Source organism: Nonlabens antarcticus (assembly GCF_015356755.1).
Lineage (GTDB): Bacteria > Bacteroidota > Bacteroidia > Flavobacteriales > Flavobacteriaceae > Nonlabens > Nonlabens antarcticus.
Genome location: NZ_JADFCO010000065.1, coordinates 596,850 through 611,970 on the forward strand (window position 1 = coordinate 596,850; position 15,121 = coordinate 611,970).

Sequence of the window (15,121 nt, forward strand, 5' to 3'; positions counted from 1 at the left end):
AAACTCAAGAAAACTAGATCTAATCTCATTTTCCCTAATCTTCAAGTTCCTTATTAAAGCTGTCAGGATAGAGACGCATATATAAAGGAATAAACAAAATCGGTTAACACTCGTTAACGGTCGTTAACTTAGGTGGGTATGAAAAATGGTGCATCTTTGGAAGGAACTAAAACCCTTAGGATCATGAAGAATATTAAATGGATGGTGGTGGCCGTTGCTTATATTGCTTTCGCGAACGCGAGCGCTTTACAAGCCCAACAAGACTTCAAAGCCGTGGCACATTTTGCATTCCAGACAAAATTTGATGTAAACGAAGGCGACGAGGTGGATAAATTTACCCAAAAAACCGACGACATAGCACTGAATGAAAAGGTTCAAGATGCCCTCAAAAGAGGCAGCCAGCAGGAGTTTATTATGGAATTTACCGCCGGTGAATCTTCTTACAAAGAGATCAAAAAACTGGCAAAACCAATGGGAAATGGCGATTATAGCCTATCCTTCAATGCGCACAATGGTTCTACCGCTGCGGTTTACAAGGATTTGTTGAAGCAGCAATATATCAAGTCTGAGGACATACTAGGAAAGGATTTCCTCGTTACCGGACCATTGGAATCCTATGACTGGCAACTCACGGGTGAGACCAAGACTATAGGAAAGTACACCTGCTATCAAGCTACTTTTAAACCCGTATTATCTCAAGCAGAAATAGAAGCGGATGAGGCGGAAAAGCAACAAGGCGGCATCTTATCCATGATTCCAGATGAAGATAATACCATAACGGTGTGGTACACTCCAGAGATCCCCATAAGTAATGGACCTGGTGTTTATCAAGGGCTGCCTGGTTTTATTCTAGAGGTCAAGGAAAAACATACAATTCTCTTGTGTACCAAAATTGAGATCAATCCAAAAAACTTTGATGAGGTGAGTAAGCCTAAGTCTGGTAAAATGATCAACGTGGCAGATTTTGAGGCTCTCAAGATTGAAAAATTAGGAGAGGCAGGAAATAGAAGCAGTGGTATGTCCGTCAATATTATTAAGGGATAAATCATACCGTGATAAAAAAATCAATGACTAAAATAGGTTCCAAATGAAAAAAGTAGCAGTTATCCTTTTATGTATCGCTTTCGCGAAAGCGAACACCTTACAAGCACAGCAAGAATTTAAAGCTATTGCACATTATGTAGCGCAAACTAAGTTTGATATTAAACCAGATACCACCAAATCTAAAAATCCAGAACAAGATGCCATGAAGGCCAAATTTATGGAGTTGTTGAGTAAGGGGCAAAAAAATGAATTCACGCTAGAATTTACCAATAAGGAATCCAATTACAAAGAGGTTCTGCAATTGGCTAAACCATCTGCCGGTAGTGGAATGTCTATTAGTGTTTCTGGAAATGGGAACGCGTCAAATACCGTTTACAAAGATTTGCAAGCACAACAATTTGTAAAAGAGGACGAGATTATGGGGAAAGAATTCCTAATCGTCGATGAATTGCCACAATACAACTGGCAACTTTCTCAGGAGACTAAAATGATAGGGAATTACTTGTGCTATAAAGCAACATACTTGCCTGAACTTACAGAAACTCAAAAGGAAGCTAAAGCTAAAAAGGAAGAAGAAAAAGAGGCGGGTGGCTTATTTGCACAAATGGCAGACAAAGATAAAACTATAACTGCTTGGTACACACCAGAAATTCCTGTAAGCAATGGTCCAGGAGAATATCAAGGATTGCCAGGGTTAATTCTTGAAGTAAAGGAGCTCAATACAATTCTGCTAGTCACTAAAATCGAAATGAATCCAGAGAAAGACTTAGATATTAAAAAACCAAATAGTGGGAAAGAAATAAATCAAAAGGATTTCGATGCACTGGCCAAAAAGAAATATGAGGAGCGGGTCAAGATGAATGGTGGCAGTAACACATTCATTACAACAGAAGTAATTCGCCATTAATTTCAAACGAGTTATTTTTTCCAGTCTATCAATTTTTATGCAGTATCAAAAAACGGTTAACACTCGTTAACGGTCGTTAACTTATATGAACCTGAGAAATAGTGCATCTTTGGAAAGAACTAAAAACCAGATCATCATGAAAGATTTTAAATGGATGGCCGTTGCTGTTGTTTATATCGCTTTCGCGAAAGCGAACACCCTACAAGCCCAGCAAGAATTTAAAGCGATCGCAAATTACATATCGCAAACTAAAGTCGATATCAAACCGGATACCACCAAAGCAAAAAATCCGCAACAGGCAGAATGGCGAGCTAAAATGATGGAGTCATTAAGCAAAGGTCAAAAGAATGAGTTCACGCTGGAATTTACTGGTAAAGAATCTTATTATGAAGAGGTGAAGCAGCTTGCTAAACCGACTACAAATGGAGGTTTTTCCATGACTTTTTCTGGAATGGGAAATGCTTCAAATACCATCTACAAAGATTTGCAGAAACAACAATTTTTTAAAGAAGACGAAATCTTGGGTAAGGAATTCTTGATTGTTGATCAACTGCCACAATATAACTGGCAACTTTCACAAGAGACTAAAATGATAGGGAATTACCTCTGTTACAAAGCAACTTATCTGCCAGAATTAACAGAAAGCCAGAAAGAGGCTAAAGCTAAAAAAGAAGAAGAGAAAGAAGCTGGTGGTTTATTAGCACAAATCGAGGATAAAGACAGAACAATCACGGCATGGTATGCTCCAGAAATTCCCGTTAGCAATGGACCAGGAGAATATCAAGGATTACCAGGATTGATTCTGGAGGTAAAAGAGTCTGAAACTATTATACTGTGTACAAAAATAGAGATCAATCCCGAAAATGATCTGAACATCAAAAAACCGAGAAGCGGAAAAGAAATAAATCAGAAGGATTTTGATGCACTTTCCAAAAAGAAATATAAAGAACGTATGGAAAGAAGCGGCGGTAGTGGTGTAATCGTCACAGAAATAATTCGGAATTAGATTTAAACCATATCATTTCTTTCTAGTCATAGATCAGTTCTTGTAACTATTGTAATACAAAAGGGACTAATCCAAAAAAAAGAAATGAAAAATATATTTTTTATTATAGCTCTGTTAGGAGCAGTTTCCTGGTCTACCGCACAGGACATATATGGTGAAGCGACCTATTTCTCTAAAGCCTCCATTGATAAAAGCTGGATGGAAGGTAACCGTGAAATGAGTGCAGAGCAACGCAAGCGCATTGAAGAGAACCTCAAAAAAGCAAGTGAAAAAACTTTTGTTTTAAGATTCAATAGATCAGAATCTGTATGGAAGGAAGAAGTAGCACTAGCAGCTCCAGGACAAGGTGGCGGCTGGGGAAATTTCATGGGTTCATCGATGGGTGGTGAAAAATATAAGGACATGACTACACAAACCTTCACAGAGCAGCGTGATATGATGGGTAAAACCTTCCTGATTAAAGATGATCTTCCAGTATTGGACTGGCAAATTACAGGTGAAACAAAAAAGATAGGGAATTATACTGTGGTGAAAGCTACAGCGGTGAAGAAGAATGATGACCTGGATATGAGTGCTTTTAGAAGACGACGTGATGATGATAAGAAAAAGAAAGATGATGATGAGGCCACTAAAATCACAGATATGTTTGAAAAAGATGACACGACTACTGTAACCGCATGGTTCACACCAGAAATTCCCGTTCAACACGGTCCAGCAGAATATGGTGGTCTTCCAGGGTTGATCTTAGAAATCAATGCAAATAATACAACCATGTTATGTACAAAAATCGCTCTTAATCCAGAGAATAGAGACGACATAGAACCTGCTACTAAGGGCGATGAAATAAAACAAGCCGAGTATAACGCTACGTTCACAAAGAAAATGGAGGAAATGTCACAACGCTTTCGCGGGAGAGGCAGTCGTAGAAATTAATTATTATTTACATAAACCATACTAACATATGCGAGGTTTAAAACACCTCGCTTTTTAATACCCAACCAGATAATGAATAAAATTATTCTTGCACTAGTCGCTCTGCTTCTCACAGCTTTTACAGCACAGGCACAAAATATTAAAATTACAGGAACTATCATCGATAGTCTGGGAACACCCGTTGCGATGGCAAATGTTATCGCCTATGGATCTAACAATTCCATGGGTGCTTTTGGGATCTCTAATACAGAAGGTCGCTACCAGCTAGCGAACTTAAAGCAAGACAGTACCTACGTTTTGAAAGTATCCTTTTTAGGACTAAAACCTATCGAAGAAACGGTAACTAAGATTCAGGAGGATATGGTAAAGAATTTTATCATGATGGATGGTGCAGACCAACTGGATGCCATCAGCATCGTTTATGAAATGCCGGTCACTATTAAAGGCGACACCATCGTTTACAATGCCGATAGCTTTACTAACGGTACCGAGAAAAAGCTGGGCGATGTCCTCAAAAAATTACCGGGAATGGAAGTGAACGCTGAAGGCGATATCCAGGTCGAGGGAAAAGCCGTGGAACGCGTATTTATAAATGGTAAAGAATTTTTTGAAGGAGATTCCAGACTTGCCACTAAAAATATTCCCGCAGACGCGATTTCAAAGGTTGAGGTTTTAAAAAATTTCAACAACGTGAGCCAGTTAAAAGGATTAGGAAATGACGATGATCGGGTTGCTATCAATATTAGATTGAAAGAAGGTAAAGAGAAGTTTTGGTTCGGAGAATTGACTGCCGGTGGTGGTTTTGGAGGTGACGATGAGCGTTATTTGGTTAAACCTAAAGCCTTTTATTACAGTCCCAATCTTTCCATTAATGTGCTAACAGATTTTAATAATCTGGGATTACCGGCATTTACCTTTAGCGATTACAGAAGATTTACTGGAGGACGACGTGGTAATACAAGACAGGCAGGAACAGATATTAATGCAGGTATAGGCGCTGGTGGTCTAGGAGCTTTTGGTAATAATCAGGCATTAAATGTAGAGAGTAAATTTGCAGCACTCAATGCTTCTGTAAAAGCAAGTAAGTCTTTAGATTTTAACGGATTTGCAATTTTTTCCAGTACGGATACAGACGCACGTACAGATTCCCGAGTGTCTTTTATACAAAACGGGACGACAGAGAACACGATAGATCAGAGTTTTCAACGTAATGAACTTGCCATATTTAAACTGGGCGGTGATTATAAACCCAATTCAAATTTTTCATTGGAATACGATGGACAACTCAATATAAGCGATGTTAGCCAGATTTCAGACCTTACCTCCTCGCGCAACCAGCCAGCGGTATCTGGTGGTTTTGAAAACGTTGTTGAAGACATTGATCAACTCAATGCACAAAAACCTATGGTGATTGATCAATCATTGAACGCCTACTACACAGCATCTGATAGAAGTATTTTCACATTTGAAGGGCGATATGTAGATCAGGAAGAGGATCCTTTTTACAATGCTATTAGAAATATAAGAGATCAACAAGATCCAGAACCATTTACCGACCTGAACGGTAACGGTGGGCTGGGACTCATACAATCTGACCCTTATAACATCAACCAGCGTAAACTAGTGGATACTAAAAGACTCGATGCTAAGGGTGATTATTTTTACATCTTAAATAAAACGAGTAATCTCAACCTTACTTTGGGAACGATACAGGTGGATCAAGACTTTGACTCTAGCATTTTTCAGATTTTAGATGATAACTCTATTAATGAACTGTCAGATCCAACTTTAAGAAACAATGTCAATTATAGGTTTTCAGATTTGTATGCTGGCCTTCACTATAAGGTGATTTTTGACAAGTTCACAGTAACGCCTGGTTTTAACGTACATCATTTTAAAACGACAGATATTCAAAACGTTGCAACTAACGAAATTTCATCCAGTAAATTTTTGCCGGATCTTAATGTTAGATATCAGTTTAAATCTTCAGAATCATTGAATCTTGATTATGCTCAGACGATGAGTTTTAGTGATGTTGATAGTTATGCCCAGGGAATCGTATTTAACAATTACAACCGATTAAACCAGGGGAATAATCAGTTAGAAGGTGCCATTAACGATCGTCTTTCTTTAAGGTATAATAACTTTAATATGTTTAACTACACCACCATTTTTGGAAACATAACTTACACAAAGCAGCGGGATGCATTGCAATCCAGCACAATATTGAATGGTATCAACCAGGTGAGTACTAATATCAACCAGGCTTTAGCAAATGAATCGGTGAGTGGTTTTGGAAGCTTTACTAGAGAATTTGGAAAAATTAGAGCAGGATTGAATGCAAATGTTTCTCTAAATACATTCAATAATATTATCAATACAGAAATATTAGAGTCAAAAAGCCTTTCTCAAGGTTATGGAGCCAGTGTTCGCAGTAATTATCAAGATGGGGTGAATTTTGATGTGAATTATAATATTACCTATAACAATAACGATAATGGAAATAGAGAAACCAACTCTACCAGACAGACTTTGGGAATCGATGCAGACTGGCAGATAGGGGAATCCTTGCAACTGGTGGCAGAATATGACCTAACTATATTTAAAGCTACTGGTGGTGTTAAGAATAATTTGGACTTTTTAGAAGCTTCTTTGTTTTACAATCAACCTGATTCTAAATGGGAATACAAGCTTGCGGCGACAAATCTCTTAAACACTAGATTTAATAGTAACAACAATTTTGGGCAGATCGCCACGAGTACTAACGACACCTACGTGTTACCTCGATACGTTTACTTACAGTTCAAGTACGATATCTAGAATACGAGTACTTATATAAAAAAATGCAATGTCGATAGACATTGCATTTTTTGTTTTATGAGGGTTTCGCTTTCGCGAAAGCGAACTATTTTCAAGCTTCAGAACTATAATTTTCGTTTATTTTCAATAGAAACCCTAGAACCTTGGGCCATCAAAACAGTCTCCGGTTTTAAGGTATTAAGAATGGCAAATTCTGCACCATAAGTCTGTTCAAAATCAACGTCTATCTTAAAGTCGGTTACTTTGAAATGCTCCCAACTGGCGTGACAAACTTCATATTCATAGGTTGTTTTCTTATTGTATTCTGAGTAGCCATAATAGCGTTCAAGAATAAATTGCTCGTTGCTTCCATCCTCGATTTGAAGGATTTCTGGCTCATAGGAAATTGAGAATTGTTGCCAGTCCTTAGGTTTCCAGCGATACTTTACATGAGAGTTTCCTTTAGAGTTTTCATTCAAATCAAAGGTGACCGGCATGGTTTCATAGCGCTCATGATATAGGTTATTTGCTACCAAAGTTATCATGGGTCGATCAACAATTTCTTTAATAAATACGACACCACGTCTATCAGTTCCTGTTTGTTTCACATAAAACCGAAGGTTGATCTCGCTAAAATTGATGTGAAAAGGGATGGGTGAATTTAAAATTCGGGTATTTTCAAACCGCAATCCTACAAGGCTGATATCAGCAAGATCACCACGCAGGTCTAATTCTGTCCCATTGGGAAGGTGTGGTATCAACAGTGAGGGATCCACTTTATAGTTTGCAAACGGAAGATATTTCCAGGTAGAGGTAAGAAAAGACATATGTAAAGGTACTGTGGTACTCGTTATACTTAGGTTAAATGGGTTTTATTGAGAAAGTCACAAACCGATTTGCATTAATATTGATGCGGACTAACTCTATTACAGTCGCTTAAATAGACCTAAAATAACCTCGATGAGCCTTAAAATAAAAAGACTAGCACCATTACTCACTATTTTTATTATGGTAACGTTTTTCACTTCTTGCGCTGTAAAAAAAACGAAGAATATTGATTATGGCAGTCAAATTCAAGGTATTTCAGAAAGTCCAACGCTTCATATTTATGCTCCTAAAAAAGCTTTAAAAAATCCACAACCCGTTTTAATATTTGTGTATGGTGGCAACTGGAACAGTGGAAAAAAAGAGATTTATGGATCTATAGGTAGAAATTTTGCCCATCATGATATGGTTGCAGTTTTACCTGATTATACAAAAAGTCCGAAAGTTAGTTATGATGAGATGGCTAGAGAAATTGCCACTTCCATTAAGTGGGTCAAAGAGAACATATCAGCATATGGTGGTAATCCATCGCAAATTTATTTGACAGGTCACTCTGCGGGTGGACACTTAGTGGCACTGGCTACTATGAATCCTTCCTATGGTATTGATCAAAAAGATATTAAGGGAATTATACTTAATGATTCTGCCGGTCTGGATATGGAGAGTTATTTAAAAAAGAACCCTCCCACGACTAGCCAGGACTATCTGTCAACCTGGACAGACGATCCAGAAAACTGGAAGCAGGCGTCACCTATTAATTTCATAACAGCTCAAACGCCAAAGATGAAAATTTATACTGGGGAAAAATCATATGAATCAATTACCTCCAGCAACAAGGCTTTCATTAAGGAATTAAACAAATTCCAGCCTGACGTAAAAATTCAATGGCTTGATAAAAAACACGCAGCGATGGTGACCCAATTATTTTGGCCTTGGAATGATCGCTATGAAGAAATCAGCCAGTTTATGCACCAGTAACTATTCTGGATAGTTGAGCTCTTGCTGAGAAATAGAGTAATCAAAAACAGAATCGCCCTGAGCATCATAAATGGTCAATAATAATTCACGATTTCCCCAAGGCCCACTTACATCCAAGGTTCCAAAATTGTGATCGTAGAACGTTTTACCTGAAACCTGCAATGTGTTTCCCTCATCACGGGCGGCATGTGTTCCCGCGGTAAGAGGTGAGCACGTAATGTCAATTAATGGATAAGCCCCCTGACGTTCCAGTCTGGAAATTTCTGTATGATGTCGATCTCCACTCATGAAAACCACACCTTCAATGCGTTCTGCTTCTAGTCGATCAAGTAATCGCTGCCGTTCTTCTGGAAAAGTGACATAGTTCTCATATACGGCTGCATCGCTTATAATCTGACCGCCACTAATCACGATTTTGAAACTTGCTTTGCTACTGGTTAAGGCATCAATCAGCCAGTCTATTTGTTCCTTGCCTAGATAATCTTTATTTGTTGCTAACGAATTGTTGGGCGCTCGATGTGTTCTGTTATCGAGCATGAAAAACTCCACATCGTTCCATACAAATTGCTGTGCGACACCGCCATTTCCCGCGGCATTTGTATTTAGGTTTCCCCAGTAATCATTGAATACTTTTTCTGTAGTTTCTTTTAAAACGTAGCTGCGATTACCATCATTCGGGCCATAATCGTGATCGTCCCAGGTTGCATAATTGTGGGTTGTGGCGAGTAATTCTTGCATTTCTGTATTTCTTCTGGTGTGACGGTATCTGTGACGTATACCGTTTTCAGTCAGGAAATCAGGAGTTCGCAAATACATATTATCGCCCATCCATAACATCAGATCTGGATTTTTCTGGGTGATGGAATTAAAAATCTCATAGCCGCCACCATAAGGTTGTGGGTTATCATCCTGCACCTCATGAATAAAACTACAGGAACCCAGTGCTACTCTAAAATCTGGCGGGTTTGTACGGTATTGCCATAAAGGTTGCGTTTGAAACTCCAGTTTAAATTTACTGATGACAGGTTTGTCATTTATGTAAACTTTATAATTGTAGGTAGTCCCATAATCAACCTGATCTGGAAAAACCTTAGCTATTAAATCATCTTTCTTAAGCGTTGAGAACGTTTCAGTAAAGCGCTCTTTTTCGCCATCTTTCCAATACCCAACTTTTACCTCTGCAGGTTCTGTAGTTTGAAGCCATAAAAGAACTTCCCGAAACCCGGAATAGCCTAGCATCGGTCCAGAATTCACCAACTCCCCTTGAGCAATGGCACTGGTAGATAGACAGATTGCAAATAAATAAACTAGAAGGTTTTTCATGGAGAAAGCTTTCCTGTAAAGTTGAGAAATTTAATGGGAGTAATTAAATATATGCCATTTTTAAGTTGTTAGAGATTTGATGCGAGTTCGCTTTCGCGAAAGCGAAATCATTCCAAGTCGATGAATTATCTAGACGACCTTTAATAATACATAGGCAACGTAACTTCTCAAAGCTTTGTAACTTGCAACCCTATTTTAAGATACAGTGATTAAGAACAAAAAAATTATCATAGGACGCACTGATAAAGCAGATTTCCCTAAATTAAATCTGGAGGAGATTGATGTGAAAATTGATACCGGTGCGTACACATCAAGCATTCATTGCCAGGATATTGTTGAAAAAGACGGTGTTTTACATGCGATTTTTCTAGATGAGAGTCACCCGCAATTCCATGGTCAGAACATCCAGTTTAATGATTATGAAGTGACAACGGTACGCAGCAGTAACGGAGCAAAAGAGGAGCGGTTTGAAGTAAAATCAAACATCAGACTTTTTGGGAAGCTTTATAAGATATCGCTCACATTGAACGATAGGTCAGAGATGCGTTTCCCCGTACTTTTGGGGCGAAAATTCCTTTCTAAAAAACTCATTGTAGATCCTGAATTGCAGGATATATCCTATTTACAATCCCAACATGAAGATTAACATCCTATCCAGAAGCAGTAACATTTACAGTACTGCGCGTATGGTAGAAGAAATAAAAGCTGCCGGTCACGAGGTAAAGGTGATTGATCCCCTTAGATGCGATATAAAACTTGAAAAACAAAAGCCTACTGTTTTTTATAAAGGAGTGCGTCTAGACAAACCCGATGCTATTATCCCAAGAATAGGCGCAAGTATTACTTTTTACGGTACGGCAATAGTGCGCCAGTTTGAGGCCATGAAATGTTTTACGACGGTAAGTTCTCATGCCTTGGTTCGCAGTCGCGATAAGTTGCAGAGCTTGCAACGGTTGAGCAGCTCTGGTGTAGGAATGCCTAAAACGGCTTTTACAAATTTTGGAAAGCATACTAGCGCTATTCTAGAAATGGTAGATGGACCACCTTGTATTATTAAAGTACTGGAAGGAACTCAAGGAATAGGAGTCAATCTTGCCGAAAACTTTGAAAGCGCAGAAACTATTTTAGAAGTTTATAACACGCTGGAGTCTCGTGTGATTGTGCAAGAATTTATAAAGGAAGCGGGCGGTGCAGATTTACGGGTGTTTGTCGTTGGTGATAAAGTAGTAGGAGCTATGAAACGTCAGGCGCAGAAAGGAGAATTCCGTTCTAACCTGCATCGCGGCGGCACGGCAATGAAGATTAAGCTTTCCAGAGAGGAAGAAAATACGGCGATTGCAGCTGCAAAATCACTGGGGTTGGGAGTATGCGGTGTTGATTTATTGCAAAGTAGTCGTGGCCCGCTGGTACTGGAGGTGAATAGCTCACCGGGATTGGAAGGTATTGAAGCTGCAACAAAATATAATATCGCTCGCGAAATCGTGAGATACATAGAAAACAATATATAAATATGGCAACTGACATTACTATTTTAGGAACTGTTATAAAGCCGGGTACTAGCCACACGCTCAACTTTAACATGGCGCGGTTGTATACCTCTACCGTGGTAGATATTCCAGTTATTATCCACCGTGCGAAAAGAGCTGGTCCTATTGTTTTACTTACTGGAGGTCTTCATGGTGACGAATTTAACGGCGTTGAGGTGGTGCGGCAGTTAATTTCTAAAAAAGTGGTGCGTCCTAAAAAAGGAATGATCATCGCTATTCCCGTAGTTAATGTTTTTGGTTTCCTAAATATGCAGCGCGAATTTCCTGACGGTAGAGATTTAAACAGAGTATTTCCAGGAACAAAAAATGGTTCTTTGGCAAGTCGTTTTGCCTACCAAGTTACTAAAGGTATTTTACCGCATGTTGATTTAGTAATGGATTTTCATACTGGAGGTGCACAGCGATTTAACGCACCACAATTGAGGGTTGACCCCATGGAGATTGAAAGCTTAGCTCTGGCTCACGTATTCCAGCCACCATTTTTGATCCATTCTAAGAATATTCCCAAAACCTTCAGAGAAACTTGTTGCAAAATGGGCAAGAAGTATTTATTGTTCGAAGGAGGGAAATCGCAGCAAAGTGATAAAAATGTGATCTTAACCGCGGTCAACGGTGCCATCAGGATCATAGATCATTTAGGAATGCTCCAGGACAAATCATTAGTTCATGAAAACGAAAAGCCTGTACATATAATCAAACGTTCAAAGTGGGTGCGTGCTAGATACAGTGGCTTGTTACATCCACGTGTGGTAAACGGTAAACGTGTAGAAAAGGGTGAAATGATTGCCTCCATTACAGATCCTTATGGAACAATGCGTCACAAAGTTAACGCTCCTCATGACGGCTTTGTAATTAATGTAAACCACAGCCCATTAGTATATCAAGGTGACGCGATTTTTCATATAAGTAAGGATGAAGAGTAAAGTTAACTTACGAAAGGAATACCTCGCCAAAAGAGCAGATTTGTCTGAAGAAGATATTCATGAACTCAGTGTATGCATAGCTAACAATACACTCAAATTAGATATTTGGGACCAAAAATTGTTTCATTTGTTTTTATCTATTGATATTAAAAATGAAATCAGAACAGAATATATTCTTCAAATCTTACAGGGTAGGGATAAAAATGTTGCTTTGTCGAGAAGTGATTTTAAGACCTCCGAATTACGACACTTCTTATTGACCGATCAAACAGTTATAAAGATCAATGAATACGGTATTCCAGAACCTCAAGAAAATGAATTTGAGATTGACGCCAAAGATATGGATGTAGTCTTTATACCCTTACTCGCCGCGGACAGTAGTGGTAATAGAGTAGGATATGGAAAGGGTTTTTACGATCGGTTTTTGTCTAAATGTCGTTCAAATACTATTAAAATAGGCCTCTCCTTTTTTGAACCGTTAGATTTTGAAATAGCGACTGAATCGACTGATATACCATTAAACCAACTAGTTACCCCTAAAGGCATCGTGAGGTTTAAATAACAATAAGATTTTTTTAGGAGATTAAAGGTAATCCATGCGCTTATGGTCGATAGTTTTCTTTAATTTGAACAATCTAGTACCATAACTTGATTTTAACTGACACGCTTCCCCCCTATAAGATGTTAGACTGCAATGATTATTTTAATTCCTCACAAGAGGATAAAGCCTATTTTCTGTCAGAAGTAGCAGAAGCTACACGGACAGGAGTTTATAGTGCAAACTTTAAACAAAACGCTTTTTTTATCGACACCATAGGCCGTGAGATACTTCACATGCCTGTAGATTATATGCCGTCGATAAATGAAGCAGCTTATCTGCTTTCTTCTCCTAGAGACTTAAAAGATTTGATCCGCGATTGTCAAACTGGAAACCGTTTTGAAAGAGATGTTTTGATGAATACCTGTAGTAATCAAGAAATCTGGATGCGGTTTACAGGAAAGCCTAAACATGATGAAGAAGGGGAGATGATAGGAGTACGTGGTGTTTTCACCAGCATCGATAAATATGTAAGAGAGAAGAAGGAATTAGAGAAACACAGTCAGGTTATCAAAGCTCAAAATGAAAGATTATTGCATTTTGCGCATATCGTTTCTCATAATTTACGCTCCCATAGCAGCAATCTTGAATTGACGTTAGAGTTGTTTAAGGAAGTTTTAGAAGATGATAGGACTAAAGTTTTTTACTCCTACTTAGGTGAAATATCTAATAATTTGAGCAGCACATTAGAGCACTTAAATCAGGTAGTTACTATCAATTCTCAGAAAAAAGTTTATGAGGTTATCAATGTCAAAACCGTTGTAGATAAGGTTCTAATTCGTCTTCAAAAAGAACTAGAGAAGGCAGAAATTACTGTGAAAACAGATTTTGTTAAGCTTCAATTTTTTGAATACGTACCTGCATTTTTTGAGAATATTGTTTATACCCTGGTTCAGAATGCAATTAAGTATAGAGACCCTTCTAAATCCTCGTACATAGAGATTAAAACAAAAGTAAAAAATAAGAAAAGGCTGCTTGTGGTTAAGGACAACGGTCGCGGTATAGATTTGACTTCTCAAAAAGAAAGCGTTTTTCAAGCATTTACAGATCAGCAAAAACTGAAAGACTCCAATGGCCTCGCTTTATTCCTAGCCAAAAATCAAGTTGAAGCGTTAGGAGGTGATCTTGTAGTTAACAGTGCATCCACCATAGGGAGCAGTTTTACCGTTAAGTTTTAAACATGACAGACCCTCTAATTTCTAAAGTATGTATTATCGACGATGATAAGCTCTACGTTAGTCTCATTACCATGCTCATAAACCAGAACCATTTTGCACGCGAGATAATCGTATTTGCAAACGGTCAAGAGGCGTTGGAATACTTTAAGAATAACATAGATAACGATGAGGAGTTGCTTCCAGAAATTATCCTGCTGGATCTTAATATGCCCATTATGAACGGTTGGGAGTTTTTAGAGCATATTGAGCCTTACGCAAACAAGCTACTTGCTAATGATGTCCGATTAAACGTGGTAAGCTCTACCATCAATCCAGAGGAAGTTGATCGAGCAGAGAATCATGGCATTGTGAATCTCTTTATGAACAAGCCTATTTCTAAAGAAGCCATTGCTCTAGCTTTTACTAAATAAGGTTATCAGTAGCAATTCACTTATTTCTCTGGAAAAGCTCTTTTACTAAACAAAATTAATAATATCACACCCACAGATATAGCACTATCCGCGATATTGAATACAGCATTGAAAAAAGTAAAAGTTTGTCCTCCTACACTTGGAACCCATTGTGGCCAGGTTCCATTAAAGAGTGGGAAGTACAACATATCTACAACTTCTCCATGAAACCAAGTGCCATAACCACCATTTGCTGGGAATAAAGTAGCAACGCTAGTGGTGCTGCCAGAAAATATAACACCGTAGAAAACACTATCGATAATATTCCCTAAAGCACCAGCAAAAATAAGCGCGATACACACGGTTAATATTTTATGACTGTGATTTTTTACACTTTTCCAAAGCCAATACCCGATCCCGCAAATAGCAAATAGACGAAATATTGTTAAAACCATTTTACCGTAATCTCCCGGTAATTCAAAGCCCCAAGCCGCTCCAGGGTTTTCGTAAAAAAGCAATTGGAACTTATCCCAGTCCACAATGGGATTTCTGGAATCCCGTAGCATGTAGTTTAGCTTGATGTAAACCTTACTAGCCTGGTCTACAATTAGGACAAGGGCGATAATAAGAATGGCTTTGTATAATTTCATTATTGTGGGAATACCTTATTT

The 15,121-nt window shown here is 38.4% G+C and carries 15 protein-coding genes; 12 read left to right on the top strand and 3 right to left on the bottom strand.

Annotation, left to right across the window (positions count from 1 at the left end):
- Positions 1-183 precede the first annotated feature (183 nt).
- The 5 genes from IQ282_RS10835 to IQ282_RS10855 all read left to right on the top strand — a co-directional run bounded on the left by IQ282_RS10835 (position 184) and on the right by IQ282_RS10855 (position 6,710).
- A complete protein-coding gene (locus IQ282_RS10835; protein ID WP_194851871.1) occupies positions 184-1,044 on the top strand; it encodes a GLPGLI family protein in 861 nt (286 codons plus the stop codon).
- Positions 1,045-1,087: 43 nt separating this feature from the next.
- Entirely contained in the window at positions 1,088-1,951 is an 864-nt protein-coding gene (locus IQ282_RS10840; RefSeq protein ID WP_194851872.1) for a GLPGLI family protein, read from the top strand.
- A gap of 136 nt (positions 1,952-2,087) precedes the next feature.
- Positions 2,088-2,957, top strand: a complete 870-nt coding sequence (locus IQ282_RS10845) for a GLPGLI family protein (protein ID WP_194851873.1) — start codon at positions 2,088-2,090, stop codon at positions 2,955-2,957.
- A gap of 84 nt (positions 2,958-3,041) precedes the next feature.
- On the top strand, positions 3,042-3,890 hold the full coding sequence (locus tag IQ282_RS10850) for a GLPGLI family protein (RefSeq protein ID WP_194851874.1): 849 nt from the start codon (positions 3,042-3,044) through the stop codon (positions 3,888-3,890).
- A 72-nt stretch (positions 3,891-3,962) separates the two neighbouring features.
- On the top strand, positions 3,963-6,710 hold the full coding sequence (locus tag IQ282_RS10855) for a carboxypeptidase regulatory-like domain-containing protein (protein ID WP_194851875.1): 2,748 nt from the start codon (positions 3,963-3,965) through the stop codon (positions 6,708-6,710).
- A 104-nt stretch (positions 6,711-6,814) separates the two neighbouring features.
- On the opposite strand, the gene IQ282_RS10860 is transcribed toward IQ282_RS10855, so the two are convergent.
- Positions 6,815-7,516: a YqjF family protein gene (locus IQ282_RS10860; protein WP_194851876.1), complete on the bottom strand. Its 702-nt coding sequence runs from the start codon at positions 7,514-7,516 to the stop codon at positions 6,815-6,817.
- A gap of 133 nt (positions 7,517-7,649) precedes the next feature.
- Here IQ282_RS10860 and IQ282_RS10865 point away from each other — a divergent pair, with 133 nt between their 5' ends.
- Positions 7,650-8,492: an alpha/beta hydrolase gene (locus IQ282_RS10865; RefSeq protein ID WP_228547294.1), complete on the top strand. Its 843-nt coding sequence runs from the start codon at positions 7,650-7,652 to the stop codon at positions 8,490-8,492.
- On the opposite strand, the gene IQ282_RS10870 is transcribed toward IQ282_RS10865, so the two are convergent.
- On the bottom strand, positions 8,493-9,815 hold the full coding sequence (locus IQ282_RS10870; RefSeq protein ID WP_194851877.1) for an alkaline phosphatase D family protein: 1,323 nt from the start codon (positions 9,813-9,815) through the stop codon (positions 8,493-8,495).
- Positions 9,816-10,023: 208 nt separating this feature from the next.
- Between IQ282_RS10870 and IQ282_RS10875 the strand changes: the two genes are divergently transcribed.
- From IQ282_RS10875 to IQ282_RS10900, 6 genes are all read left to right on the top strand, one after another.
- Positions 10,024-10,461, top strand: coding sequence for an ATP-dependent zinc protease family protein (locus tag IQ282_RS10875; RefSeq protein WP_194851958.1), 438 nt, complete (start codon positions 10,024-10,026; stop codon positions 10,459-10,461).
- Positions 10,451-11,323, top strand: coding sequence for a 30S ribosomal protein S6--L-glutamate ligase (gene rimK, locus IQ282_RS10880; RefSeq protein ID WP_194851878.1), 873 nt, complete (start codon positions 10,451-10,453; stop codon positions 11,321-11,323). Before IQ282_RS10875 ends, rimK begins: the two co-directional genes overlap by 11 nt.
- Before the next feature lie 2 nt (positions 11,324-11,325).
- Positions 11,326-12,285: a succinylglutamate desuccinylase/aspartoacylase family protein gene (locus IQ282_RS10885; RefSeq protein ID WP_228547295.1), complete on the top strand. Its 960-nt coding sequence runs from the start codon at positions 11,326-11,328 to the stop codon at positions 12,283-12,285.
- Positions 12,275-12,847 (top strand): 5-formyltetrahydrofolate cyclo-ligase, encoded by a 573-nt coding sequence (locus tag IQ282_RS10890; protein WP_194851879.1) that lies wholly within the window; start codon positions 12,275-12,277, stop codon positions 12,845-12,847. The genes IQ282_RS10885 and IQ282_RS10890 overlap by 11 nt, the downstream gene beginning before the upstream one ends.
- An 86-nt stretch (positions 12,848-12,933) precedes the next feature.
- The gene (locus IQ282_RS10895) at positions 12,934-14,061 is read left to right on the top strand and encodes an ATP-binding protein (RefSeq protein ID WP_194851880.1); all 1,128 of its coding nucleotides are present in this window, start codon (positions 12,934-12,936) and stop codon (positions 14,059-14,061) included.
- 2 nt (positions 14,062-14,063) lie between these two features.
- A complete protein-coding gene (locus tag IQ282_RS10900; protein ID WP_194851881.1) occupies positions 14,064-14,471 on the top strand; it encodes a response regulator in 408 nt (135 codons plus the stop codon).
- A 20-nt stretch (positions 14,472-14,491) separates the two neighbouring features.
- On the opposite strand, the gene IQ282_RS10905 is transcribed toward IQ282_RS10900, so the two are convergent.
- Positions 14,492-15,100, bottom strand: a complete 609-nt coding sequence (locus IQ282_RS10905) for a lipoprotein signal peptidase (RefSeq protein ID WP_194851882.1) — start codon at positions 15,098-15,100, stop codon at positions 14,492-14,494.
- Between the last annotated feature and the right edge of the window lie 21 nt (positions 15,101-15,121).